The 23,142-nt window shown below is 61.6% G+C and carries 23 protein-coding genes; 15 read left to right on the top strand and 8 right to left on the bottom strand.

Going from position 1 to position 23,142, the window contains the following annotated elements; translation table 11 throughout:
* Window positions 1–71 precede the first annotated feature (71 nt).
* Window positions 72–1,058: a Bug family tripartite tricarboxylate transporter substrate binding protein gene (locus BUB23_RS04040; protein WP_073101817.1), complete on the top strand. Its 987-nt coding sequence runs from the start codon at window positions 72–74 to the stop codon at window positions 1,056–1,058.
* Between the two features lie 17 nt (window positions 1,059–1,075).
* Here the strand turns inward: BUB23_RS04040 and BUB23_RS04045 are convergent, their stop codons facing one another.
* Together BUB23_RS04045 and BUB23_RS26965 are read right to left on the bottom strand one after the other, a co-directional pair.
* Window positions 1,076–3,091 (bottom strand): helix-turn-helix domain-containing protein, encoded by a 2,016-nt coding sequence (locus BUB23_RS04045; RefSeq protein ID WP_178372262.1) that lies wholly within the window; start codon window positions 3,089–3,091, stop codon window positions 1,076–1,078.
* Window positions 3,088–3,393 (bottom strand): hypothetical protein, encoded by a 306-nt coding sequence (locus BUB23_RS26965; protein ID WP_178372257.1) that lies wholly within the window; start codon window positions 3,391–3,393, stop codon window positions 3,088–3,090. Before BUB23_RS26965 ends, BUB23_RS04045 begins: the two co-directional genes overlap by 4 nt.
* On the opposite strand from BUB23_RS26965, the gene BUB23_RS04050 reads away from it, so the two are divergent.
* From BUB23_RS04050 to BUB23_RS04080, 7 genes are read left to right on the top strand one after another with little or no spacing between them, the layout of a single operon-like run.
* On the top strand, window positions 3,380–4,579 hold the full coding sequence (locus tag BUB23_RS04050) for an ABC transporter substrate-binding protein (protein ID WP_245801153.1): 1,200 nt from the start codon (window positions 3,380–3,382) through the stop codon (window positions 4,577–4,579). The two genes, BUB23_RS26965 and BUB23_RS04050, sit on opposite strands and share 14 nt — an antisense overlap.
* 26 nt (window positions 4,580–4,605) lie before the next feature.
* Window positions 4,606–5,511, top strand: a complete 906-nt coding sequence (locus tag BUB23_RS04055) for a branched-chain amino acid ABC transporter permease (protein ID WP_073101820.1) — start codon at window positions 4,606–4,608, stop codon at window positions 5,509–5,511.
* A complete protein-coding gene (locus BUB23_RS04060) occupies window positions 5,511–6,470 on the top strand; it encodes a branched-chain amino acid ABC transporter permease (RefSeq protein ID WP_073101821.1) in 960 nt (319 codons plus the stop codon). The genes BUB23_RS04055 and BUB23_RS04060 overlap by 1 nt, the downstream gene beginning before the upstream one ends.
* A complete protein-coding gene (locus tag BUB23_RS04065; protein ID WP_073101822.1) occupies window positions 6,467–7,225 on the top strand; it encodes an ABC transporter ATP-binding protein in 759 nt (252 codons plus the stop codon). The genes BUB23_RS04060 and BUB23_RS04065 overlap by 4 nt, the downstream gene beginning before the upstream one ends.
* A 1-nt stretch (window position 7,226) precedes the next feature.
* Complete coding sequence (locus BUB23_RS04070) at window positions 7,227–7,931, top strand: ABC transporter ATP-binding protein (protein WP_073101823.1); 705 nt, start codon at window positions 7,227–7,229, stop codon at window positions 7,929–7,931.
* Window positions 7,928–9,160, top strand: coding sequence for a CaiB/BaiF CoA transferase family protein (locus BUB23_RS04075; protein WP_073101824.1), 1,233 nt, complete (start codon window positions 7,928–7,930; stop codon window positions 9,158–9,160). The genes BUB23_RS04070 and BUB23_RS04075 overlap by 4 nt, the downstream gene beginning before the upstream one ends.
* Window positions 9,160–9,906, top strand: coding sequence for an enoyl-CoA hydratase/isomerase family protein (locus BUB23_RS04080; protein ID WP_073101825.1), 747 nt, complete (start codon window positions 9,160–9,162; stop codon window positions 9,904–9,906). Before BUB23_RS04075 ends, BUB23_RS04080 begins: the two co-directional genes overlap by 1 nt.
* 151 nt (window positions 9,907–10,057) lie before the next feature.
* Here BUB23_RS04080 and BUB23_RS04085 read toward each other — a convergent pair whose 3' ends face one another.
* Together BUB23_RS04085 and BUB23_RS04090 are read right to left on the bottom strand one after the other, a co-directional pair.
* Window positions 10,058–10,411, bottom strand: a complete 354-nt coding sequence (locus tag BUB23_RS04085; protein WP_073101826.1) for a DUF1428 domain-containing protein — start codon at window positions 10,409–10,411, stop codon at window positions 10,058–10,060.
* A 162-nt stretch (window positions 10,412–10,573) separates the two neighbouring features.
* Window positions 10,574–11,542 carry a Bug family tripartite tricarboxylate transporter substrate binding protein gene (locus tag BUB23_RS04090; protein ID WP_073101827.1) on the bottom strand — a complete coding sequence of 323 codons (969 nt, stop codon included), beginning with the start codon at window positions 11,540–11,542 and terminating at the stop codon, window positions 10,574–10,576.
* Window positions 11,543–11,767: 225 nt separating this feature from the next.
* On the opposite strand from BUB23_RS04090, the gene BUB23_RS04095 reads away from it, so the two are divergent.
* The 6 genes from BUB23_RS04095 to BUB23_RS04120 are packed head-to-tail and all read left to right on the top strand — an operon-like array spanning window position 11,768 to window position 17,530.
* Window positions 11,768–12,538, top strand: coding sequence for an IclR family transcriptional regulator (locus BUB23_RS04095; protein ID WP_073101828.1), 771 nt, complete (start codon window positions 11,768–11,770; stop codon window positions 12,536–12,538).
* Between the two features lie 11 nt (window positions 12,539–12,549).
* The gene (locus BUB23_RS04100; protein WP_073101829.1) at window positions 12,550–13,713 is read left to right on the top strand and encodes a CaiB/BaiF CoA transferase family protein; all 1,164 of its coding nucleotides are present in this window, start codon (window positions 12,550–12,552) and stop codon (window positions 13,711–13,713) included.
* Window positions 13,714–13,719: 6 nt separating this feature from the next.
* A complete protein-coding gene (locus BUB23_RS04105; protein ID WP_073101830.1) occupies window positions 13,720–14,439 on the top strand; it encodes an enoyl-CoA hydratase/isomerase family protein in 720 nt (239 codons plus the stop codon).
* Window positions 14,440–14,462: 23 nt separating this feature from the next.
* The gene (locus BUB23_RS04110) at window positions 14,463–15,299 is read left to right on the top strand and encodes a CoA transferase subunit A (RefSeq protein ID WP_073101831.1); all 837 of its coding nucleotides are present in this window, start codon (window positions 14,463–14,465) and stop codon (window positions 15,297–15,299) included.
* Window positions 15,296–16,030, top strand: a complete 735-nt coding sequence (locus BUB23_RS04115; RefSeq protein ID WP_073101832.1) for a CoA-transferase subunit beta — start codon at window positions 15,296–15,298, stop codon at window positions 16,028–16,030. The genes BUB23_RS04110 and BUB23_RS04115 overlap by 4 nt, the downstream gene beginning before the upstream one ends.
* Window positions 16,031–16,039: 9 nt before the next feature.
* Window positions 16,040–17,530, top strand: a complete 1,491-nt coding sequence (locus BUB23_RS04120; RefSeq protein WP_073101833.1) for a class I adenylate-forming enzyme family protein — start codon at window positions 16,040–16,042, stop codon at window positions 17,528–17,530.
* On the opposite strand, the gene BUB23_RS04125 is transcribed toward BUB23_RS04120, so the two are convergent.
* From BUB23_RS04125 to dctP, 4 genes are read right to left on the bottom strand one after another with little or no spacing between them, the layout of a single operon-like run.
* The gene (locus BUB23_RS04125; protein ID WP_073101834.1) at window positions 17,524–19,101 is read right to left on the bottom strand and encodes a class I adenylate-forming enzyme family protein; all 1,578 of its coding nucleotides are present in this window, start codon (window positions 19,099–19,101) and stop codon (window positions 17,524–17,526) included. The two genes, BUB23_RS04120 and BUB23_RS04125, sit on opposite strands and share 7 nt — an antisense overlap.
* Before the next feature lies 1 nt (window position 19,102).
* Window positions 19,103–20,389, bottom strand: a complete 1,287-nt coding sequence (locus BUB23_RS04130; RefSeq protein ID WP_073101835.1) for a TRAP transporter large permease — start codon at window positions 20,387–20,389, stop codon at window positions 19,103–19,105.
* A 1-nt stretch (window position 20,390) separates the two neighbouring features.
* Complete coding sequence (locus BUB23_RS04135) at window positions 20,391–21,038, bottom strand: TRAP transporter small permease (RefSeq protein WP_178372263.1); 648 nt, start codon at window positions 21,036–21,038, stop codon at window positions 20,391–20,393.
* A gap of 14 nt (window positions 21,039–21,052) precedes the next feature.
* Entirely contained in the window at window positions 21,053–22,084 is a 1,032-nt protein-coding gene (gene dctP, locus BUB23_RS04140) for a TRAP transporter substrate-binding protein DctP (RefSeq protein WP_084135714.1), read from the bottom strand.
* Between the two features lie 254 nt (window positions 22,085–22,338).
* Here dctP and BUB23_RS04145 point away from each other — a divergent pair, with 254 nt between their 5' ends.
* Window positions 22,339–23,103 (top strand): GntR family transcriptional regulator, encoded by a 765-nt coding sequence (locus tag BUB23_RS04145; RefSeq protein WP_073101838.1) that lies wholly within the window; start codon window positions 22,339–22,341, stop codon window positions 23,101–23,103.
* The last annotated feature ends 39 nt before the right edge of the window (window positions 23,104–23,142 follow it).

A 23,142-nucleotide genomic window follows, 5' to 3' on the forward strand; every position in this document is an offset into this window, starting at 1 on the left:
CGGACCGCGAGCGGCAAGCATATGCCGACGCCGGTCCGGCCAAGCCACACCCAACGGAGGAGACAGAGAACATGCAAGCACGATCCAACACACAGCTGAAAACCCTGCTCAAGGGCGGCCTGATCGCCCTGGCGCTCGGCGTTGCCGGCGCTGCCCACGCGTGGCCCGACCGCGCCCTGAAAATGATAGTCCCCTTCCCCGCGGGCGGGATTAACGACACCGTGGCGCGGCTGACCGCCACCCACCTGGGCGAAGAACTGGGCGCCACCATCGTGGTGGAGAACCGGGCAGGCGCGGGCGGCACCATAGGCACCATGGCCGCCGCCAGCAGCCCGGCAGACGGCTATACCATCCTGCTGGGCGCCAGCAGCACCGTTGCCGTCGCGCCCAGCCTGTACAAGAAACTGGGCTATGCCCCCGAAAAAGACCTGGTGGCCCTCGGCGGCATCGGCTCGGCCACCAGCCTGCTGGTCGTCGGGTCGAATTCCAAATGGAACAGCCTGAGCGAACTGGTCGAAGCCGACAAGAAAGATCCCGGCACGATCAACTACGGTTCGGCCGGCGCCGGCACCAGCCACCACATAAAAACCGAAATGCTCAAGCTGCGCACCGGCGCAAAGTGGGTGCATATTCCCTATCGGGGCGGCGCGCCCGCCATGACCGACTTGATGGGCGGGCAAATCGACTTCCTGCTGGAGCCCCTGCCCACCGCCCTGCCCTATGTGGAGTCCGGTCGCGTCAAGGCGCTGGGCGTCACCACACTGCAGCGCGCCGCCGTGCTGCCCGACGTCAAATCCTTTGATGAACAAGGCATCGGCGGCTTCGACGCCACGCTGTGGTTCGGGGTGTTTGCGCCCGCCGGCGTGGACGGCGAGATCGCCAGGAAGATAGGCGACGCCCTGCAACGCGTCTTTGCGCGCGATGCCGTGAAGCAGGACCTTGAAAAGCGCGGGCTGGTCACCTACAGCGGCTCGCCCGGGCAGTTCAAGGAATTCGTCACCGCCGAGATCAAGCTCTGGGGCGATGTGATCCAAAAGGCGGGGATACCGGCCCAGTAGTCTTTAAACGCCGGGGATCAATCCGTTACCCTCGACATCGAACCGTTGAGGCTGTGCATGCGCAACGCCATGTGGATCTCCAGCGTTTTGCTGCCGTTGCGCCAGTTTCCAAGCAGGTGATCGATGGTCTCGAGCCGCTGGCGCAATGTATTGACGTGAATGTCCAAAGAGGCCGCGGCAATCTTGAAACTTTGCGATTCGTCCAGGTAGGCCAGAAGCGTTCCGCATAAATTGGTATTGCGGCGCAGGTCATGGGAGATGAGTTCTCCCACGCTGGCCTGGATGAATGAGTTGAGATCCTTGGTGCCGCGCTGCTCGAACAACAGCGCATACATGGAAAACAGGGGTTCGGAAACCAGTTCGTTGTCGCGCTTCAGGGCGCGAAGCACGTCGATGCATCGTTTGAGCGAGCGGAAGCATTGCGGCAGCGTGTCGACCTGACTGATGGTGTCCGAACAAACGCCTACTACGCTGAGGCGCGAGCCTTGCATCAGCGTAGACCTGACTGCCGTTTCTGTCTCTTCCGCGTGGCGGGCGGCGTAAACGGCCACAATGAGGCCGTCGAGCGGCTCCATCAGAGCGGAGCTTGGCAAACGGGGCCGCAGGCGGCGCAGCGCGTATTCCAGATGGTTGCTTTCAATATGAAGCACCATCATGCGCACGGGAGAGTTCAGGTCCAGGCCTAGCGGTTCGGTCAGGGCCTGCAACACGCTCGCGGGCTCTTGCTGCCAGGTCACCAGCGAACGGATCGTAGCGATGCTCCGGCTGCTCAGCGCGTGTTTGCTGCGTTCCTCGGAAAGCAGGGCTACGCCTGCAACCAGCGCTCCGCGTTCGAAGGTGCGAACCTGAGTATCGGAGATTGCGCCGCGGGAAAGCATCAACATTGCGCCCAGCAGGCCATTGGCGCCGGTGATGGCGGCGATTTTCAGGACGAGGCCCGGCGCCGGCTCCACGGTTTGCGATTGTCCGGACAAGCGGCTTTGGGTCAAGGCTTTATGCACGAGGTCCTGCACCGCTATGTCCTGAAACAGCTTGGACAATGGCGGTGCGATGGCGACCTGCGGCGCGCTCGCGTGATAGCTCAGCTGCTCGGCCTCGTTCAATAGCGCAACCTCTCCTCCAAGCAGCGATGCGACCATTTGCAGGATATCGGTGACCGTGCCTCCACGCGCTGCGAGCTTGGTCATCTGCTCATGCGCTTCGGCGGCGTCCGCGATCTCGGTCGTTTGCTGGTGCAGCATGGCGTTGGCCTGGCTGACCTGCTGGAGGGCGACTTGTGTCTCTTGAAAGAGACGGGCATTTTCTATGGCAATGGCTGCCTGCGCCGCCAATGTCGCCAGCATGGAGATTTCCCATGGCTCATGGCTGCGCGGCTGCCGGTCGCAGACACAAAGAATGCCTATGCAATGGTTGCCGACCATCAGCGGCGCGCCCAGCAGGGAGCAGACCCCCTCTTCGGCAATGGCAAGGTCGATGCCATTGTCATGTATGAAGCCTTGGTCCTGCATGTAATTAGTGCAGTGATACGGTGTCTTGTGCTTGAGAACATGGCCGCAAATGCCGTGCTCGGGGGGGACGCGGACATTCCTGAAACGGTCGGAGGTCGCTCCATCTGTGGCGCGGATATAGAAGTCGTTGCGAACACGATCATAGTTGGTCAGATAGCCTATGTCCGTAGCGAAAATCTGCCGGGCGCGCCGCACGATGGCCTGAAGCACCAGTTCCAGGTCCCTGATCGCGGTGAGATCCTGCGCCGTCTCCAGTACCGCCAGCAGGCCCTTCTCGCGCTGCAATTGGATCGCTTGCAGTTTCTGGATGGAAAACGCCGCTTGAACGCTTTCGGCCAGCAATCGCCGTTGCTCCGGTTCGCGCACGACCTCCTCGCCATGCTTCTGCAGCTGCAGCAATTCCCCAGTCCCGGCGCCATTGCGCAGCAGCCCGAACAACTCGGCCTGAAACCGGATGGTGTCCATGGCTTGAATAGTGGATGGCGCATCGGCCGAGGCCGATGTGGTGGATTGAGCGATTGTCATGGTGAGTGTAAAAACAATAAGAAGTCGACGGGAACATATGGCTCGTTCGTCCATATCGTAAACCCTAGGCCGGACCAGGATCGTGACAAATATACATAAATATGACGCTCAAGCGGATAAATTAAACATTGTCGCTGCGCGGTTTCGGATTCATCATCTCCATCAATTACCAATAAAGGAGACAAGATGAAAACCTTGACAAGGCCTTTGGCCGCTGTTTTGAGTCTTTGGATGGTTGCAGCTTGCGCCCTGGCCCAGACGGAACGGCCTGCGGAAATCAAGCTTGGGATGAGCACCTTCATGACAGGCTCGGCGGCCGTGCTGGGGGCGCCGGCCAAGGCCGCGGCCGACATGTGGATCGAAGATTTCAATGCCCAAGGCGGCGTTGATGGTGTCAAGCTCAGGCAGACCTGGATCGATGAGGGACAGGGCGCCGACAAATTCCTGACGGAGTATCGGCGGCTGGCGCAGGAGCCCGGCGAGAAAGCGATGCTCTCCGCCATTTCCAGCGGCTACTGCGGGGCGCTTGCGCCGGTCGCGGAAGATCTGAAGGTCATCAATATCCTGTGGGAGTGCTCTTCGGAAAAGGTGCTTGAAGGGAAAAAGTACCGCTATGTTTTCAGGACGGGACCCAATGGCACCCTGGAGATGGTGGCGGCAGTGCTGCATCTGCTCCAGGTCAAGCCGGATTTCAAGACCCTGGCGGTGGTCAACCAGGATTATGCCTGGGGCCGCGATTCCTGGGACTTGTTCCGCAACACTCTGCTGGCGCTCAAGCCGGATGTGAAAATCGTCGCCGAGATGTTCCCGAAATTCGGCGCGCCCGACTTTTCCGCTGAAGTGACGCGCCTGCAAGCCTTGCGGCCCGACGTAGTGCTGTCCACTGCCTGGGGCGGCGATCTGGATACCTTCTTGCGCCAGGCGTCTCAGCGCGGCCTGCTCAAGTCTTCGCAATTCGTGCTTCCGCTGGCCGATTCTTCGCTCGAGCGACTGGGCAGCGCGGTGCCGCCGGGTGTGCTTGTGGGTTTTGTCGGCGATGGCTACTTTGCCGATCCGGAGTTCGTCAATGATCCGAAGGCCAGGGATTTCGTAAAGAAGTTCAAGGAAAAAACCGGCGCCTATCCGAACTTTGCGGTCTACCACATGGTCCAGGCGCTCGAGGCCCTTACGGGAGCCTATAAAAAGTCGCTGCAGGCCAACGCGGGCAAGTGGCCGACCACCGAGCAGCTGGCTTCCACCTTGCGCTCGCTGGAATACCGCGGCTTGTCCCGGCCCATACGGATGCGTGAAGACGGCCAGGCGATGCAGGGGCAGCTCTATGGCGTCACGCAGAAGCGCTCCGACTATCCGTTTCCGCAGGTCGGAGAGCTGATGTTCTATCCCGCTGAACTGGTGGCGCCGCCCGTAGGCGCGATATCGGACGCATGGGTCAAGACGCTTCGGCCTGATCTGGTGCAAAGCAAGCTGATCCAGCGTGTAGGCAAATAGCTGGCTGTTGCCGCGAAGGGCTGGAAATGAATCTCCATTTATTGCTGCTGGCCGCAGTCGACGGGCTGTCGTACGCAAGCCTGTTATTCATGATCGCGCTGGGGCTGACGCTGATTTGCGGCGTGTTCGGTGTCATCAATGTCGCTCATGGCAGTTTCTATGCGTTCGGCGGCTATAGCGCGGCCACGGTGGTGGCCTGGCTGCTGCCTCGCGATGCGTCGACGGCAGTTCTGCTATTGGCGCTATTGGGCACGGCGGTGCTGGTCGGCGGCGTGTTGGGCGCGGCGCTTGAAAAAGGCCTCATGCGGCGTTTCCAGGATCGCGACCCGGTGCTGCAGTTGCTGGTGACGTTCGCGGCCTTCATGATTCTCGAGAACCTGCAGCGCATGATCTGGGGCGCCACGCCCGTCAACGCGGGCGAGCTGGCCAGCCGCATGGGGACCATCGAGCTGCTGGGCGTGACCTTCATGAAATACCAGTTGCTGATGGTGCCAGGCATCGCGCTGGTTTCCTTTGCGGGGCTGCAGTGCCTGCTGCGCTATTCCGTCGCCGGCCGAAAACTCGTTGCAGTCATTCACCATCGCGAAGTGGCAACTGCGCTGGGCATTGACGCGGCGCGCGTGGGGCTGATGACATTTGCGCTGGCCGGCGCGCTGGGCGCGGTGGGCGGGGCGTTGGCGGTTCCCATGACAACGTTCGTGCCTGGCGTGGCGGCCGACATGGTTGTCACCTCCTTTGCCGTGATCGCCACCGCGGGCCTGGGCCAGATCACCGGCGCCTTGATTGCGTCCATCCTGATAGGACTGGCCCGCGCGTTGGCGATTTATACCTTCCCGGAGCTTGAAGTGGTCATGCCTTATCTCATGATGGTCGTCGTCCTGCTGCTGCGGCCCAGCGGTCTGTTTACCGTGGCCGCGGCCAGGAGGATTTGATGAGGCATTCGGCTTTCATTCTGGGCCTTGGGTGCGCATGCGCGGCCATATTGGCGATGGCGTGGATCTGGCCATGGACCAGGATGCCTGTCATCACCTTTCTGAGCTACGGCATGGCTGCGCTTGGCCTGTCGGTATTGATGCGGGCGGGGCAGGTGTCTTTTGGCCATGCCATGTACGCCCTGATCTCCGGGTATGGCGCGGCATATACCGTAAGAGCTTTCCCCGGCGCGGATGCGCTGGCGGCGCTGGCAGCGGGTGTATTGAGCGCCGTCATCGCAGGCGCCGTGGTGGCTGCCTTTGTTTCCCGCTATCGCGGAATTTTCTTCGGCATGCTCAATCTGGGCATCTCCATGGTGTTTTATTCCCTGGCCGGGAAGCTCTATACCTGGACGGGCGGAACGGACGGCCTGCGCTTTGACCGGCCCCGCCTGTTTGGCATGGCGCTCGATCGCAGCGGGTTTGAATGGGGCATGATGCTGCTGGCGCTCGTGCTGGCCATGTTGTGCGGCTGGGCGGTGCAGCGCTATTTCAGGTCGTCCGCGGGCCAGATCGCGGTCGCGATACGCAGCAACGAAACCCGGCTTGAATACATAGGCCTCTCGGCCCGCGCCGCCTTGATGGAGGCCTATGTGCTGTCATCCGCGCTGGTCGGGATCGGCGGCGCCCTGCTTGCGCTCGCTCAAGGCCTGATGACCCCGGAAGGCGGCTATTGGCTTCGTTCCGGCGAATATGTCTTTATTGCCATTCTGGGCGGGGCGGACCACGCGATCGGCGCATTCCTGGGCGCGGCGGCATTCGAACTGATTCTGCTGGTGGGGGCGGCGTACTTCACCAATATCTGGCAAATCGTGCTGGGCGTGACCTTGCTGATCGTGATTTTCTTTGCGCCCTCCGGATTGGTCGGGCGGTTTCGGCAATCACGCCTGGACAAGGGGATGGAGGGCGGGAAATCATGAACAGCGCCCCGGGCGATCTGCTGTTGGAAACCAGGGGGCTGACCCTGCGCTTTGGCGCCATCAACGCTGCGGACAACATTGACTTCACCTTGCGCCAGGGCGAGCACCTGGCGGTGATCGGCGCCAATGGCGCGGGCAAGACCACGTTCATCAACATCTGCACCGGCTACATCAAGCCCAGCAGCGGCACCGTCTTATTCGCCGGGCGGGACATTACCCTCAAAGGCCCCAGGCAGATTGCCCGGCTGGGGGTCGGGCGTTCCTTCCAGCTTCCGCAGCTGTTTCTCGAGCATACCGTGCAGGAATGCCTGCAACTGGCATCGGTCGCGCGCGACCGGAAGATTTCCCGCTGGATCCCGCTGGCGCAGAACGCCAATGGCACTGCGGTTGCGGAAATGCTGGAGCTGGTGGAATTGACGCCCTATCGGAACGAGCCGGCGGCGGCGCTGCCGGAGGGGCGCCGCAAGCTGCTGGATGTGGCCATTGCGCTGATGCTGGAGCCGCGGCTCATGATCATGGACGAGCCTACCAGCGGCGTCGCCTCGGAGGACAAGCATGCGGTGATGCGCACCATCATGGCGGCGTTGCGCCAGCGCAATGTCACCAGTTGGTTTGTCGAGCACGACGTCGACATCGTGCTGGCCTACGCCACGCGCGTGGCGGCCTGGATCGACGGCCGGGTGGCGGCGGATGGCGCGCCCGAGGCTGTCTTCAGCGACCCGGCCATTCGGCGCGAAGTGCTGGGGGAGCGTTGAGATGAGCTTGCACATCGAATCCATGCGCGTCGACCTCGGCGGCAATACGGTGCTGCGCAATGTGAGCATCAGCCTGCCGGGCGGCGAGACGGTGGCGGTGGTCGGGCGCAATGGCGCGGGCAAGACCACGCTGCTGCGCAGCATCATGGGCCTGGTGAAACCGGCATCGGGCCTCATGCTGCTCGACGGCCGGGATCTCTGCGCGGAGCCCGCGCACTTGCGGGCCGCCGCCGGGTTCGGCTACGCGCCCGAGGACAGGGTCATCTTCCCCGCATTGAGCGTGGCCCAGAACATTGCCTTGCCTTGCGAGGTGCAGCGTGTGCCCAGACGCGAAATCGAGCAAAGGGTCGAGGCGGTGCTTGCAGCGATGCCGCAGCTCAAGCCCATGTTGCCGCGCTCGGGGGCCGCGCTGTCGGGCGGCCAGGGCAAGATGGTTGCGCTGGCGCGGGCGCTGATGGTGGGAACCCGGTTCGTTCTGCTGGACGAACCATTCCAGGGGTTGGCGCCCGTACTGGCCAGGCAATATGGAGACTCGCTCAGGGCATTGCGTCAGTCGCACCCGCAGCTTTGCGTGGTCATCACCGAGTCGAACGCATCCCTGCTCGATGGTGTGCAGAGCCTCACGCTGTTTATCGAGCGGGGCTATGTGGCCACGGATCAACAAGCATGGCCCAAGGGCCATGCACAATCGGGAGAAAGTGAATGAATGCTGAAGAGGCGGGGTTACCTCTGGGCGAAGGCCCGCTCAGGGGGCTGGTTGTGATCGATGTGACGCGAGTGGTGGCCGGGCCGTACTGCACGATGATGCTGGCCGACCTGGGCGCTACCGTGATCAAGGTCGAGAACCCGGCGGAGCCCGACTACGTGCGCAGCTTTCCGCCTTTCGTTCAGGGCGACCATGGTCGCGCCAGCGCCTTTTTCGCGCAGTACAACCGCCACAAGCTTGGCATCAGCCTCAATCTCAAAACCAGCCAGGGCCAGGCATTGCTGCGCAAACTGATCGGCAAGGCCGACATGCTGGTGGAGAACTTCCGCCCTGGAACAATGGCGAAAATGGGGCTCGATTATGAGGCGCTGAAAGCAGAAAATCCGCGCCTTGTCTATGTCTCCATCAGCGGGTTCGGGCAGACGGGCCCCCATTCGCTTCGTCCCGCCTATGACAACAGCGCGCAGGCAACCGGCGGGCTCTGGTCTTTCAACGGGGAAAAGGGGCGGCCTCCCGTGCGGGTGGGCACGATCATCGGAGACCTGTCGGCATCCTTCTACGCCACGATCGCGGCCCTGGCCGCAATCATGCACGCCAGGCAGACCGGGGAAGGGCAACTGGTGGATGTCGCCCAGCAGGATTCCGTGGTGACGCTGACCGAACATGCGGTGGTCAACTACACCGTCGATCAAATCGTTGCCGAGCCTTTGGGAAACGATCATCCCTTTGTCCGCCCTTATGGCCAGCTTGCCTGCAAGGACGGGTTTGTCTTCTTTGGCGCCTACACCGACAAGTTCTGGCGCGAGGCATGCAGGATCTTCGGCGAACCCGGACTGATCGCGGACCCCGAGATCGACACCATGGAAAAGCGCTTTGATCCGCAGGTCTATGAGCGCCGTGTGGCGCCCATCGTCAGGCGATGGTGCGCGCATCGGACCAAGGCCGAGCTGGAGGACATGGCCGGTGACGTGATTCCGCTCACGCCGATTAAAACCATGGCCGAAGTGGTGGAGGATCCCCACCTGGCCGCGCGGGAGATGTTTGTGCCCGTGGTCATGGATGGCGTGCAGGTGAAAGCGTTCGGCAGCCCCATGAAACTCTCGAAAACGCCCGTCAATGCTTCGGGAGCGGCGCCTTCCTTCGGCGAGCACAATACGCTGGTATTCAGACTATGGGCGGGCCTGAGCGCCGGGGAGCTGGGGCGCCTGTGCGCGGAGGGAGTGATCTGATGAGCATCAGCTATGAGGTGCGCAAGCAGATCGCGCATATTTGCTTCGACCGCCCGGAGAAGCTCAACGCCCTGACGCTGGACATGTATGAGCAGCTTGCCCGGGCCTTTGTCCGCGCCAACGACGACGACGGCGTGCGCGTCGTGCTGCTTACCGGCGCGGGCGACCGCGCCTTCTGCGTGGGGGCGGATCTGACCGAGTCCATACCCGCATTGGCGGAAGGACGCTTCGATATTTCCGAATGGGACGGCGCGCACATCAAGCAGCCTGGCTTCTACAAACCCGTGGTGGCGGCCATCAATGGCTTGTGCATGGGCGGCGGCTTCGAGATCATGCTGGCGGCCGATATTCGCGTCGCCGCCGACAGCGCGATTTTCGCGTTGCCCGAAGCCTCGCTGGGCTTCACGCCCGCGGGCGGCACGCTGGTGCGGCTGACGCGCCAGATTCCCTATGCCTACGCGATGGAGCTGATGATGACCGCGGAGCGCTTTCCGGCCAGCCGGCTGGCGGAAATGGGCCTGCTGAACCGTGTCGTGCCCGCGGCCGAACTGGCGCAGGTCGCATTGGCATATGCCGAAGGCATCGCCCAGAAGGGCCGGGTAGCCATATCCGTGATCAAAGAAGCGGCCCTGACCCTGGGCCACCTTTCCTTTCAGGAGGCCTTCGCGCGCGAGGCAAAGCTGGGCCAGCGCGCATTCACCAGCGATGAAGCCAGGGCGGGCCTGCAGCGCTTTCTAGCGCGCTGATGCCGACAGACTCGTTACGCTGGCGCGCTGGTTGGAAGAGGCACTGGGACTCGCCGTCCCAGGGCGATAGCCTTCGCTGCGACGGCTGCTCCTGATCTCAACACGCAATACATCCAGTGCCTGCGCAGTCGAGCCATGGGCATGCAGCTTTTCACACGTCCAGTATCGGCGCAAAGCCGCCGAAAATCATGCGTTTGCCATCGAAGCACATCTGCTCGCCCATGGCCTTCATGCGCGGGTCGGACATCATTTTCTGGTTCGCCGCGTCGCGCACCTCTTTGGACGGGTATTCCAGCCAGCTAAAGACGACGACTTCATCCTCTTTGGCTTTTACCGCTCCACGAAAGTCCGTGAGCTTGCCGTCGGGCACATCGTCGCCCCAGCATTCGACAAAGCGGGTCGCGCCGAATTCCTTGAACAGATGTGACGCCTCCTCGGCTTGCTTTCTGTACGCTTCCTTGTTCGCGGCGGGCACGGCTACAACGAATCCTTCTACATAGTTCATTATCGTTCTCCTGTGAAAGGGTACGGCAATGAAAACTATAGACCTGAAAGTCTGATCCCTGTTTTTCCATATGTTTCGGACGAGCCCGCAGCCGCGATGGCCATCGACCACTCGGCAGCCTGGCCGCCGTAGGGGTCGGCGATGCAGCTGCTGGCGGCTTCCCTACTTCAGGTCGGCGTTTTTGACAACGTCGCTCCAGATGGCGACCTCTTTTGAAAGCGCCTCATAGGTTTCAGCCGGAGCGCTCGGTACCGCATCGGCGCCTTGGCTGGCCATGGCTTTCTGCACAGAGGGCGCCAGCGCGGCCTGCTTCATGGCTTCGTACAGTTTTGCGCGTATCGCTTCCGGCGTGCCCTTGGGCGCAAGAAGCACATACCGTGTACTGACGTCGAAATCCTTCACGCCCTCTTCCTGCAGGGTTGGGACATCGGGCAAGGATTTCGCGCGCTCTTTGGTCGTGACGGCCAGGAAGCGCAGCTTCTCGTTATGGACATGCCCCATGAGCGTGGGCATGGTGTCGAACACCATGTCGACCTGCCCGCCGATCAGGTCGGTGAGAGCGGGCCCGCTGCCTTTGTAGGGAACGTGCAGCAGCTTGATCCCCGTGGCCAGCTGGAATTTCTCTCCCGTCATGTGCTGCGAGGAACCATAGCCCGCGGAGGCAAAGCTGAGTTCTCCATTGCGCTCTTTGGCCAGGGCAATGAGTTCCTGAATGTTCTTCACCGGGAGGCTGGCGCGCACCACCACGGCCAGGGGCGTGGATGTGGCCATGGACACGCCTTCGAAGGCATCGGGGAATTTGTATTGCTGCTGCTTGGAGGGCAGCAGCGAGTTGATCGCCATGCTGCCCAGAGCGCCGAGCAATACCGTGTAGCCATCGGGCGCGGCGCTTGCCACGGACTGCGCGCCGATCTCGCCGGCCGCGCCGGCTTTGTTTTCGACGACGATAGACGTCCCAAGAATCTTGCCGAGCTGCTCGGCATAAACCCGCGCCGAAAAATCGGTCGCCCCGCCCGGCGGATAAGGCACGATCATTCGCACAGGCGCCTCGGGCCAAGGCGCAGCGGCCGCCAAGGTGGCCGTAGCGGCCAGCGCCGCCGCGGCGAGGAATCGTGTGATGGCATTAGGCATTCATGTCTCCCTTGATTTCCTAAATAATAGGATTTAGTTCTCAAACCTTGATTTTTTATGGATGGATATATAGCATGTTTTTAGCGCTTACAGCGATAAGTGTTTGCACCGAATCATAGGTTCTTACGGATGATTGCCCTACGACATTTATGGAATAAGGCCGTCGCCCGAAAAGAATAAGGCGTGTAGAATGCGTATTTTTAGGTTCCTAAATGATGGGACGGAATGGATAAAACCTTATTGAAAGGCCTGATGGTGCTCGAGACCATCAGCCGGCTCGACGGCGAGGCCCATACGCTCGATCAGGTCGCGGCAGAGGTCGGCCTTACGCGCAGCAATACGCATCGGACTCTGCAAACGCTGGCCCATGCGGGCTATTTGCGGCGGGACACCGAAACCGGCGCTTACCGGTGCACCTTGAAAATGTTCGAGCTTGGCGCCCGCCAGCTCGCCGGCATGGACGCTCGCCGGCTGGCCCCGCCCTTCATGCGTGAACTGGCCCGCAAGACGGGGGAAACGGTGCACCTGTCCGTGCTGGACGATCTGGATGTGGTCTACGTGGACAAGATCGACAGCGCGCAGCCGCTAGTCGCCTACTCCACGGTCGGCGGACGCGCGCCCGCCTATGCCGTCGCCACCGGAAAGGCGCTGCTCGCCTTCCAGGCGCCCGACTACATCGAGCATTACAGCAATTCCGTCCGCAAGCACACCGAGAACACGCATGTCTCGATTTCGGCGCTCAAACAAGAGCTCGCGGACATCGCCCGTATCGGCTATGCCATGAATCGGGGTGAATGGCGCCCCGGCATAGGCGGTATCGCGGCGCCGGTCTTCAACGGGCTCGACAAGGTCGTCGCCGCGCTGGGCATATCCGGTCCGCTCGAGCGGCTCACCAATCAGAAGATGGCGCAATTCGCGCCCCTCGTCCAACAAACCGCGCGGGAATTATCCGCGCACATGGGTTATCGCGGCGGCTATTTCGGCCTGGCCGCGTGATGGGAGAATCAATGCAACAAGAGTCAACGCTCAAGGGCATACGCGTCATCGAGATCTGCAACGTGGCCGCGGGGCCGTTCTGCGGCATGCTGCTCGCCGACATGGGGGCGGACCTCGTCAAGATCGAGCAGCCCGGCAGCGGCGACACGCTGCGCAGTTGGGCGCCGATCACCGACGGCTACAGCGAAAACTTCGCATCCCTCAACCGCAACAAACGGTCAGTCGCCCTTAACCTCAAGAACGAGCAAGACCAGCAAGTGGCGGCCAGACTCATCGCGCAGGCCGATGTCCTCATTGAAAACAATCGCCCCGGGGTCATGGACCGCCTGGGGCTGGGTTATGCCGCGATGCGCGAGCAAAACCCGGCCCTGGTTTATTGCTCGATTTCGGCATATGGCCAAAGCGGCCCGCGCAGCCAGGAAGGCGGGTTCGACCTGACTCTTCAGGCCATGAGCGGGCTGATGAGCGTCACGGGCGAACCCGGGGGCGCGCCGATCAAATGCGGGGTTCCCGTCTGCGATTTTACGGCCGGCCTGTATGCCGCCTTCTCCATCGCGACGGCGCTGCGCAGCGTAGCGCTTGACGGGCAAGGCACGCATATCGATGTATCCATGCTGGGCGCGACCCTGGGCATCGCAGCCTTGCAGACATCGCAATATTTCGGCACCGGCATTGACCCGGTCAAGCTCGGCTCGGCGCACCCTCGCAACGCCCCCTATCAAGTGTTCAGGTGCGAGGGCGGCTATTTCGGCATGGCGGCCGGCAACAACTCCTTATGGAAAGCCGTATGCACGGTGGTAGAACGCGAAGAGCTGGTCCTGGATGCCCGCTTTGTCAATCCGACCGATAGAGCCGCCAATCAGGACGCGCTGCGGGAGATACTGGAAGAAATCTTCGCGGCGGCCGATGCCGAAACGTGGCTGAAACATTTCCGCGGTGCCGGCGTGCCGTGCGCGCCGATCAACGATTATTCCGACGTGCTCGCGGACCCGCAGGTCGAGCACATGGAATGGGTGCGGGACCTCGAACTGCCGAACGGCGCGCGCACCCGCACTTTCGTCTCGCCTGTCCGCTTCGACTCCCGCAGCGCCGAGCTGCGGCTTCGCCCGCCGGCGCTCGGCGAACATAATGAAGAAGTGCTGGCCGAGCTATTGAAACGACAAACCGCAGAGTAGCCACCCATGTCCGAGCAATTGATCATCGACCGTCAGCAGAGCCGCTGGACCTTCACCCTGGACCGCCCCGAGAAGCGCAACGCGCTCTCGCGGGAAATCGTGGAGGCACTCATCGAAGGCGTCGAGGCGGCACACCGCGAAGGGGCGCCCCTGCTGGTTTTCGGCGGGGCGGGCAGGAATCTGAGCGCGGGCTTCGACTTCACCGGCTACGAAGAGCAGAGCGAGGGCGACCTCGTCCTGCGCATGGTCCGCATAGAAACGCTCCTGCAGCTCGTGGCGGGCTCTCCGGCTCTTACCGTCGGCCTTGCGCGCGGCAGGAACTTCGGGGCGGGGGTGGATTTGTTTGCGGCGTGCAAGCTGCGCTACTGCACGCCTGATGCCAGCTTCCGCATGCCCGGACTCAAGTTCGGACTGGTGCTGGGCACGAGGCGATTTCGCAATATCGTCGGCGCGGCCAACGCCATGGCTATCCTGGGCGCCGCCAGGCCTTTCGACGCCGACGAGGCCCTGCGCATCGGCTTCGCGACATCCGCCGTCGTGGAGAACGAGTGGGCCGGACTGCTGTCGGACGCGGAATCGGCGGCCGTTGCGCTCGATCCCTGCACGCGCGCCTCCCTGTATGCCGCGCTGAATGCAGATGAGGCCGACAGCGACATGGCGGCACTGGCGCGCTCGGCGTCCCGGCCGGGGTTCAAGCAGCGCATTCGACAATACTTGGCGGGATGATCCCCGCTGTCTAGGAGAAATACATGTCATCTGGATTCAATAATCTGGACAAGCAGGTGTCCATTGAAGCGCTGGCCGCGCTCATTCCCGACGGCGCCTCGGTGGCCCTCGGTGGCAGCTTTCTGCATCGGGGCCCCTTCGCCCTGGTGCGCGAACTCGTGCGTCAGAAAAAATCCGATCTCGAAATCGTGAAGCAATCGCCGGGCTACGACATCGACCTGCTGTGCCGGGCCGGCGTCGCAACCCGCGCCCGCACCGGAATCGTGGCCATGGAAGGCAATTTCGGACTGGCGCCCCACTATCGGAAAGCCGTCGAGACCGGCGCGCTGCGCCTGGAAGAGCATGCATGCGCCACCCTGACCGCCGGCCTGCGCGCGGCCGCTTTCGGCACCCCCTTCCAGCCCTGCGCCGGCATCGATGGCAGCCATCTCATCGAGATCAACGGCTGGAAGAAACTGGACGATCCCTACGGGAAAGGCGACCCCGTCTGGGTAATCCCGGCCATCCAGCCCGACTTTGCCGTGATCCATGCCAACGAGGTCGACGCCCGCGGCAATGTTCGCGTGTTGGGAACCTCGCATTGGGACCGCATCATGAGCCGCTCGGCCAAGCGCGTGCTGGTCGTGGCCGAACGCGTGGTCGACACCGAGATCTTCGAGCAACAGCCCGAAGTGACCTTGATCCCTTATTTTCTCGTGCAAGCCTATGCTGTGGTGCCCCAAGGGGCGTGGCCGGGATCATGCTGGCCGGATTACGAGATCGATTACCCGGCGGTCGAAAAGTACCTGAAGCCGGGTCCCGAGGCCTTGCAGGCCCATCTCGATACCGCCCCCGAAGCCTTGCAGGAGCATGTTGAATGAGCGCCGACTGGACCCCCTTTTCCTACATCGTGACCAACCTGGCCCGGTTCATCCGGCCCAACGAGATTACCTTCAGCGGCGTCAACTCCACCATGCCCATGCTGGCGTGCCTGATGGCCAAACAAGCCTACGAGTGGGACTTTATCTATATCAATGTGGCCGGCGGCGTGGACCCGCGCCCCTCGAAGATCCCCATCTCAAGCTCTGACCCTGTGCTCGCCGAGCACACGGCCTCGATCTTCGCCAATGAAGACTTCTATGATCTGTGCTGCCGCGGCCGGATGGACCTGACCTTTCTTGGCGCCGCGCAGATCGACGGCGAAGGCAATGCCAATAACTCCTGCATTGGAGACTGGCATCAACCCAAAGTGCGGCTGCCCGGCGGAGGCGGCGGCGCTGTCATGCTGCCCACCGCAAGGCGCGCGTGCACGTGGCGAACCGAACACTCGCCCCGTACCTTTGTCGAGCAACTGGATTTCCGCACCTCCTGGGGCGGCTTCCACGGCGTCGTGACGCCCATCGCCGTATTCGTGAAGAAGAACGACCGCCTGGCCCTGCAATCCTGGCATCCGCAATCCAGCCTTGATGAAGTCAAGGCGCGCACCGGCTTCCAGTTCGATCACGAAGGGGCCAAACCGACCGCGCCGCCCACACAAGGCGAAATTCAAGCGCTGGCCGCGCTCGATCCGGACCGCGCCTTCGAGCGCGATGCCGCCGTAAGTCTGCGATAGGAGAGACGCGTGCGTAAAGAGGAGACCAGTTTGCCGGGCGCCTACCCATCGCTTTGGCGCTCGGAAGCATGGGCGCCGCGCCCCGCCTTGACCGACGCGAAGGGCGAAACGACCCTTTCTTACGGCGCCCTGTACGAGCGTGTCAGCGGTATGGCCGGGCGGCTGCGCCACGCGGGCGTAAAGCCGCGGCAACTGGTGGCGCTGTCGATGGAGCGGTCCATCGACAACGTGCTTGCCTTGCTCGGCCTCATGGCGGCAGGCGCCTGCCCCTGCCCGCTCGAACCCCGGCTGGCACCCGCGGAGATCCATGACCGCCTGCAGGCCGTCGGCGCCGGCACCGTATTGGTCGATGCGGCCAACGAAGCCGTTGTAGCGCCTGCGAGTGGCTTGCGGGTATTGCGTGCCGATACGCTGCCTGCCGCGCAAGCATACTGGTCTGAAGAAATCCAGCCTGAGGATCCGGGTCTGTTGCTATTCACTTCCGGAAGCACCGGCCGGCCCAAGGGCGTCCTGCTCAGCCATAGGGGGCTGCTCAATAACGCCAGGGGCGTCATTCCCCTGACGGAATTGAATCAGTTCGACAAGCTGCTGCACGTCATGCCGCTATACCACACCAACGGCTTGAACAACCAGCTATTCAGCCCTTTGCTGGTGGGCGCGCACGTGGTGCTGGCAGACCGTTTCCGCGCCACGGATATGCCGCGGCTGATGGATTTTCATCGCCCCACCATCATCACCGGGGTGCCCACGATGTACTCCCGCATGCTCGAACTGTCGTTCACGCCGGAAAGCCTCGCCGCCTTGCGCTTTGCGCGCTGCGGTTCGGCGCCCATCACCCAGGAACTGCACGTCAAGATCGAAGCGCTGCTGCAGCGGCCGCTGATCGTGTCCTACGGCCTGTCCGAAGCGACGTGCACGTCCACCATGAACCCGCCTGGCCAGCGCAAGATCGGCTCCATCGGCAAGGCCCTGCCCTTCCAGAACATCTACCTGTGCGCCAGCGATGGCAGCACCATACGCGAACCGGGCATCGATGGCGAAATATGCATCGAAGGCGAGAACCTGATGCTCGGCTACCTGGGAACACAGGGAGACGGCGTGCTCGAACCACCCGACATGGTGTTGCGCACCGGCGATCTCGGACGCATGGACGAGGCGGGGTACTTTTACATCACAGGCCGGATCAAGGATGTCATCATCCGTGGCGGCGAAAATATCTCCCCGGCCATCATCGAGCAGGCCATCAGCGCCAGCCCCGAAGTGCGCAGTTGTTGCGTCCTAGGCCGCCCCGATCCCGACCTTGGCGAAGTCCCCGTCGCTTTTGTCGTTCCCGCCGATTCCGCGCGATGCGACAAGGCGGCCATCCAGGCGCTGGTGCGCGAGCGCCTGTCGCGCATCCACCATCTGGAAGACGTCTTCTTCGTGGACGCCTTGCCGGAAAACTCGGTCGGCAAGATAGACCGCAAGGCACTGGCGAAATCCTTGCCTGCATCCTACTGACCTGAAGTGACCTCATGGTCCGGCACCAACTCTGGATATGGGCCGTCTTTATATGTACCGGTCGCGAGAACGAGCTCGCGCAGCTTGCGACGATTGACCTTGCCTTGCGCATTGCGCGGAAAATCCCGCAGGATGGCATAGATGCGCGGCTGCTTGTGGCGAGACAGCTTCCGGGCACATGCGCGCGCGGCATCTTCCCAACCGGGATCGGGGTTTTCAGCGACCGCAACAATGACTTCTCCCCAGTAATCCGATGGAATCGAAGTGACGACTATGCCACCGGCTGCGCTGCCCTCTGCCAGCACCCATTCGATTTCGTCGGGGTTGACCCGATATCCGCCTGTCTTGATGACGTCGGCCAAGCGTCCGGTCAGCCACAATCGGCCTTGGGCGTCGATGTATCCCTGATCGCCCGTCCGGTGCCAGCCCTGCGGTTCATGGGGCGTGAATCCCTCTACGGAAAGCATACCGTTGGACATCTGCTGGGCTCTCAGCCAGACCTCGCCCTCGGCGGCGCCTGCATCATCCTGCTCGCCCGCTCTGCCGTCTATATGAACCTCGACGCCGGGCGCCGGCCAACCGACGCAGGTGCCGAGTCCGGACAACAGTCGCGAGTACAGTTCTGCCGACTCGTGGCCGTCGAGCACGGTAATGGGATTGATGCACTCGGTCTTGCCAAAGGTGACTCGTACAACAGGCCCGAACATCGCCGCCGCCGTCTCGTACACGGAGGCAGTAAGCGGCTGTGTGCCGGTAAAGACGCAGCGCACGCCCTGGTACCGGCGGCGCTCGAGCACGGTCGCCAGTTTTGCCAACATGGTCGGCGGCGCAAAAATGGCCGATACACTGCCGGAGCCCAGCCAATTTCGGATCGGCTCCGCGTACACGCCATTTAGCAAAAGCACTTCGCCCCCATAGTCGCACCAGGCAAACGCCAGCAATGATGCGCCATGAGTGAAAGGCGTCATCAACAGAATGCGCTCGCCCCGTTTTGGCACAAATGGCAAGGTTGCTTTAAGCAGCTGTTCACCGACCCACCGGCGGCCATGGGTGTAGACGGCGGCCTTGGGAAAGCCTGTCGTACCGGAGGTAAACAGAATCCGGCCTGGCACGTCCGCTGGAACGGGATCGAAATTCCTGCCGGGATCAGCAGGCGCGACGTCCTCTACCCGTAGCGCATCCAGGTTCTGCTCACGCACATCACTTTCCCGCTGGCGATTGGTGATCACCAGGCGGAATCGGGCAACCCGCGCGCTCCATGCGATCTCCTGACCGGTATAGCCGAAATTCATGGGCGTTTCGGCCAGCCCCGCCAACTTCAAACCGTAAGACACCCAGGCCGCGGCCAGGCCGTTGGGCAGCAGAGTGGCCACCTCGGTTCCGTGGCCAATGCCGCGCTCGTATAGGAGGTGGGCAAGCGCATGTGCCCGTACACTGAGCTCGCCGTATCCGAGCACGTTCGCTCCATCGTTGAAGGCGGCGGCGCCGCCAAAGCGACTGGCCAGCGTACGCAGCGCCTGTGACCAAGGTATAGCCGGCGATAGGAACCGGCCACTATTCATCGAACTCATTTCAGCCGCCCCCGCTAATGGGCATCCATACCTGGGGCAGCCAAAGCGAAACCGACGGTACATAAGTGATGACGGCGAGCAACACGAGCATCACAACCACAAAAGGAGCTGTGCCCCGCGTAACCTCGAGCAGTGGCGTCTTGGAAATATTCGCGATCACGAAAAGGTTCAGTCCCACCGGCGGCGTAAGGAGCGCAATTTCCATATTGACCACTATGATGACGGCGAAGTGAATAGGATCGATGTCCAGCGGACCGAGCATAGGCAGTATCAGCGGCAAGCAGATCAGCATCACCGAGTACACCTCGAGAAACATGCCGAGAAACAACAGCAGCACATTGATGGCGATCAGAAACTGCCAGCCGGAGATATTCGATTCCTCAACCAGGGCGACCAGCCAGGCGGCAATCCCGCTTTCAGTGATCCAGTGTCCGAATGCCAGTGCCACGGCAACAATGATGAGGATGGAAGCCGCGTTGCGGATTCCTTCCGCCAGTAAGGGAAGCACCTGGGAAACCGTGATGCCGCGGTAGACAAATAGCGAAAGCAGCGCCGCGACAATGGCTGAGAGCGCCGCTGATTCGGTCAGGGTGACGACCCCTCCGTACAGCCCGCCCAGCACGATGACGGGAATCGACAGAGCCGGAAGAGCGAGCACTGTCTGATGGACCTTCTCGCGCATCGAAACGCCCTGTGTTCCCTTATATCCCTTGCGACGGCTGAACCAGACGATGTAGGCGCCCAGGAAAGCCACCTGAAGCAGACCGGGGATGACACCCGCGAGAAAGAGCCGGGGAATGGACGTATCTGAAAGAACGCCGAACACCACAAAGGCAAGTGATGGCGGAATCAAAATCCCGAGCGTACCGGACGCGCCCACGACCCCCGCTGAAAATGAGCGGCTGTAGCCCCCTCGGTGCATGGCGGGTATGAGAATCGTGCCCATGGCAATAGCGGTTGCCACCGAGGACCCGCACATCGCCGCAAAAACTGCGCAAGACAGCACCGAAACCAGGCCGAGCCCGCCATGCACCCGTCCTATCCAGCTTGCCGCCGCATCGATAAGCGCCCGTGCCACGCCGCCGCGCTCCATGAAGGTGGCGGCAATCACGAAGTACGGAACGGCCAGCAGCGTCGTCGAGTTCAGCTCGTCAGTCAGCTTCTGCGCATAAGACATCATGCTGCCGTCGGCGCTGAACAGCGCCGCGCCGGTCACCCCGAGCGCCAGGTAAATCGGGACGCCCAAGACCAGCAGGACCAGGAAAGAGCCAAGAAACAGAGCGCTCATGTTAGCCCCTCAAGCGAAAGTGACCGACGATGCGGAAAACGTAATGAACGGCTGCCAGAGAGAAGCCGACAGGCAGCGCGGCCATATATATCCATAGCGGGAAACGCAGCGAACTGATGGACAAATCGTCAAAAGCGTACGATTGCCAGGTGATGAGCGCGCCGTAATAGACAAGCAGCAAAGAAAACGCCAGGCCAAGCACATCACTGAAGATATGCAGCCGCTTTTGAACGGTGCCGCTGAACATGCCCACGAAAAGGTCGGCCTTGACATGGCGATCTGCGGCCGTGACGACGCCCAGTACAAGGAAAATAGCCCAGACAGTGATGTAGACCTGGACTTCGTCGCTCCACTCGAGCGTGAGGCTTGGCGCAACGAAACGCACCACAATGTTATAGAGGCAGACCGACAACGTAGCAAGACCGAGCAGGCCGACAATGGTTTGCTCGACCTTGAATCGAGATGCGGAACTGGTCTTGTCGAGCTCTGCGGCCGCCTTCTCGGCCAGCCCACCGTAAAGCGAAGCGCCCTCGGGGGAATCCCCCCGATCGGAGGGCGCTTCGGCTCGGCGGTCAGGCTGCTCTTCGTCGGGCCCCGCCTGGGAAGACATGGCTGTAGCGTTTAGCTTGTGCCGCGGGATGGCCGCCAAGTGATTCCTGGACATTAGAATTCCACCTTCGCGTTGCGCAACTCCTCTTTCGCGACGTCCACCGTCTCTTGGTCTATCTTCATTTCCTTGACCACTCGAGACTGAATGCTCATGAGCGCTTTGCGCATCTCAGTGATGCTCTCGGGGGATGGCTGCGCCATCTTCACGCCGTGATCGATCAGAACCTGTCGCGCTTTCTGCTGCGCTGCAGCGGCCATTTCGCGTTGCTTCGTCACCGAGATCTCCCAGGACTGCAGAATGGCGTCCTGGACTTCCTTGGGTTGTTCTTCCCAGAACGACAGGCGGATCATGGGCACATACTGGCCCATGAACTGGTTGTCCTCGAAGCTATACTTCAAGCCGGAGTCATACAACTTTGCAGTGGCCGCGCTTTCGTGCGTAGTGGCTACACCCTGGACTACACCCTGGCTCATGGCCATAGGAAGATCTGGATAGGGAATCAAGGTTGGAACCACATGCTGGAATTTGAGCCGCTCGGCGTTGGCGGTGCCTCCGGAGAAGCGGATTTTCATGCCCTTCAAATCGTCGTAAGAGGCGATTTCCTTGGTGGTGCTGTAGAAGTGCTGCATGCCCAAATCGGACCACTTCCCCAGGACCTTTACCTTGAGGCGATCTTCCAGACGCTTGTTGAGGAAATCGCCCAGTTTGCCGTCGACGACGGTGTGCACGACATCTGCATCGACGCCATAAAACATCGGCAATGTCTGGAGCGCGACGGTAGGCACCAGTCCGTCGAGTTGCCAGGTTCCCGGCACTCCCATCTCGATCGCGTTCTGCCGCAGCGCCTTGGGGACATCCCGGTCGCGATACACTTGGCCACTGGGGTAAACCTCGATCGCAAGTTTGTCGCCCACCCGTTTCTTCAGTTCTTCGACAAAGATCTCTACACCCTGGTTGCGTACATGACTTGGATTGGTGTCGAGCGAGATGCGGAATTTTTCTTGGGCGAATGCCGGGCCTGTAGCCAGCACGGAGGTGAATGCGGCTGCATATCCGATGCAGGCCAGCGCCATACGAATTTTCATCTTTGTCTCCTGGAATTGACTTGATTAATTCGTGCCTTGGCATGTTGCTGGCCAGGCTTTTTTTTAAATGTACCTACATTTGATTTTCTTGTAAAGGAAACCGTCCGCGAATTTTCTTGGACATTGGCGGGATGCCAGAAAAAGTCAGGGCATCATGGCAGTTGCGGCACGCCACCGAGTACACGACAATAAGCGCGAAAAGCAGGCCACTACCATCTCTTTGAATACATCAAGCGGAAGACAGGAACGACGAAATGAGCACAAACAAAAAGACAGCGCCTCCCTCGCAGCCACGTTATTTATGGCTGCGGAAATGCCTGCTCAACGACATCATGCAGGGCAAGTACCCGGTGGGCAGCCTTCTGCCCGCCGAAAATGAGCTGACCTCCATTTACGGCGTAAGCCGTCATACCGTGCGCGAAGCGTCACGCAAATTGGCCGACGACGGATTGATCTCCAGACATCCCGGCATTGGCACCATCGTGTGCTCTCGTAAAGAAAAACCCGTCTACGTGGCGGCCCTCGGCTCCTTGCCGGAGCTTTTCGAGTACACACACACTACGCGGGTGGAAGTGCACAAAAGCAGCAATATCGTCGCCGACGCCGCCCTCGCCGACGCGCTCGAATGCGAGGAAGGGTCTGAATGGGTCGAGCTGACGGCCCGCCGCTACGCCAGGGGAAAAGACATACCCATTTCCTACACCCGGATCTACCTCCGGCCAGAGTTCTCTGGCATTCGCGAGAGACTGCGGGGTAATCATCCCAGCATCTACAGCATGCTCGAAGAAGTGTATGGCCAGACCATCCACACCGTACGGCAGGAGATCGCCGCTTCCCTGCTTTCGGCACCGGCCGCGCGACTGCTCGGGCTAAAGCCACGCGGACCTGCCCTGCACTTGAAGCGCTCCTATCTGGACAAAAGCGATCGCCTGCTCGCCGTGTCGTCCAATTTATACCCGGCCGGGAGATTCGAGCTCCGCACTTCCTGGACGCGCGGCGGGAAGAGAAAAGACGCCTGACCGCGGTCCCGCCTCTCCAGGTTCGCCCGTGGCCGCCGG

It is taken from the genome of Pollutimonas bauzanensis, assembly GCF_900129885.1.
GTDB lineage: Bacteria > Pseudomonadota > Gammaproteobacteria > Burkholderiales > Burkholderiaceae_B > Pollutimonas > Pollutimonas bauzanensis.

Bases quoted from the DNA above. Each gene is read 5' to 3' on its own strand.
- BUB23_RS04040 (WP_073101817.1), top strand. From the start codon at position 72: ATGCAAGCACGATCCAACACACAGCTGAAAACCCTGCTCAAGGGCGGC.
- BUB23_RS04045 (WP_178372262.1), bottom strand. From the start codon at position 3,091: ATGACAATCGCTCAATCCACCACATCGGCCTCGGCCGATGCGCCATCC.
- BUB23_RS04050 (WP_245801153.1), top strand. From the start codon at position 3,380: ATGAGCACCTTCATGACAGGCTCGGCGGCCGTGCTGGGGGCGCCGGCC.
- BUB23_RS26965 (WP_178372257.1), bottom strand. From the start codon at position 3,393: ATGAAGGTGCTCATCCCAAGCTTGATTTCCGCAGGCCGTTCCGTCTGG.
- BUB23_RS04055 (WP_073101820.1), top strand. From the start codon at position 4,606: ATGAATCTCCATTTATTGCTGCTGGCCGCAGTCGACGGGCTGTCGTAC.
- BUB23_RS04060 (WP_073101821.1), top strand. From the start codon at position 5,511: ATGAGGCATTCGGCTTTCATTCTGGGCCTTGGGTGCGCATGCGCGGCC.
- BUB23_RS04065 (WP_073101822.1), top strand. From the start codon at position 6,467: ATGAACAGCGCCCCGGGCGATCTGCTGTTGGAAACCAGGGGGCTGACC.
- BUB23_RS04070 (WP_073101823.1), top strand. From the start codon at position 7,227: ATGAGCTTGCACATCGAATCCATGCGCGTCGACCTCGGCGGCAATACG.
- BUB23_RS04075 (WP_073101824.1), top strand. From the start codon at position 7,928: ATGAATGCTGAAGAGGCGGGGTTACCTCTGGGCGAAGGCCCGCTCAGG.
- BUB23_RS04080 (WP_073101825.1), top strand. From the start codon at position 9,160: ATGAGCATCAGCTATGAGGTGCGCAAGCAGATCGCGCATATTTGCTTC.
- BUB23_RS04085 (WP_073101826.1), bottom strand. From the start codon at position 10,411: ATGAACTATGTAGAAGGATTCGTTGTAGCCGTGCCCGCCGCGAACAAG.
- BUB23_RS04090 (WP_073101827.1), bottom strand. From the start codon at position 11,542: ATGCCTAATGCCATCACACGATTCCTCGCCGCGGCGGCGCTGGCCGCT.
- BUB23_RS04095 (WP_073101828.1), top strand. From the start codon at position 11,768: ATGGATAAAACCTTATTGAAAGGCCTGATGGTGCTCGAGACCATCAGC.
- BUB23_RS04100 (WP_073101829.1), top strand. From the start codon at position 12,550: ATGCAACAAGAGTCAACGCTCAAGGGCATACGCGTCATCGAGATCTGC.
- BUB23_RS04105 (WP_073101830.1), top strand. From the start codon at position 13,720: ATGTCCGAGCAATTGATCATCGACCGTCAGCAGAGCCGCTGGACCTTC.
- BUB23_RS04110 (WP_073101831.1), top strand. From the start codon at position 14,463: ATGTCATCTGGATTCAATAATCTGGACAAGCAGGTGTCCATTGAAGCG.
- BUB23_RS04115 (WP_073101832.1), top strand. From the start codon at position 15,296: ATGAGCGCCGACTGGACCCCCTTTTCCTACATCGTGACCAACCTGGCC.
- BUB23_RS04125 (WP_073101834.1), bottom strand. From the start codon at position 19,101: ATGAGTTCGATGAATAGTGGCCGGTTCCTATCGCCGGCTATACCTTGG.
- BUB23_RS04130 (WP_073101835.1), bottom strand. From the start codon at position 20,389: ATGAGCGCTCTGTTTCTTGGCTCTTTCCTGGTCCTGCTGGTCTTGGGC.
- dctP (WP_084135714.1), bottom strand. From the start codon at position 22,084: ATGAAAATTCGTATGGCGCTGGCCTGCATCGGATATGCAGCCGCATTC.
- BUB23_RS04145 (WP_073101838.1), top strand. From the start codon at position 22,339: ATGAGCACAAACAAAAAGACAGCGCCTCCCTCGCAGCCACGTTATTTA.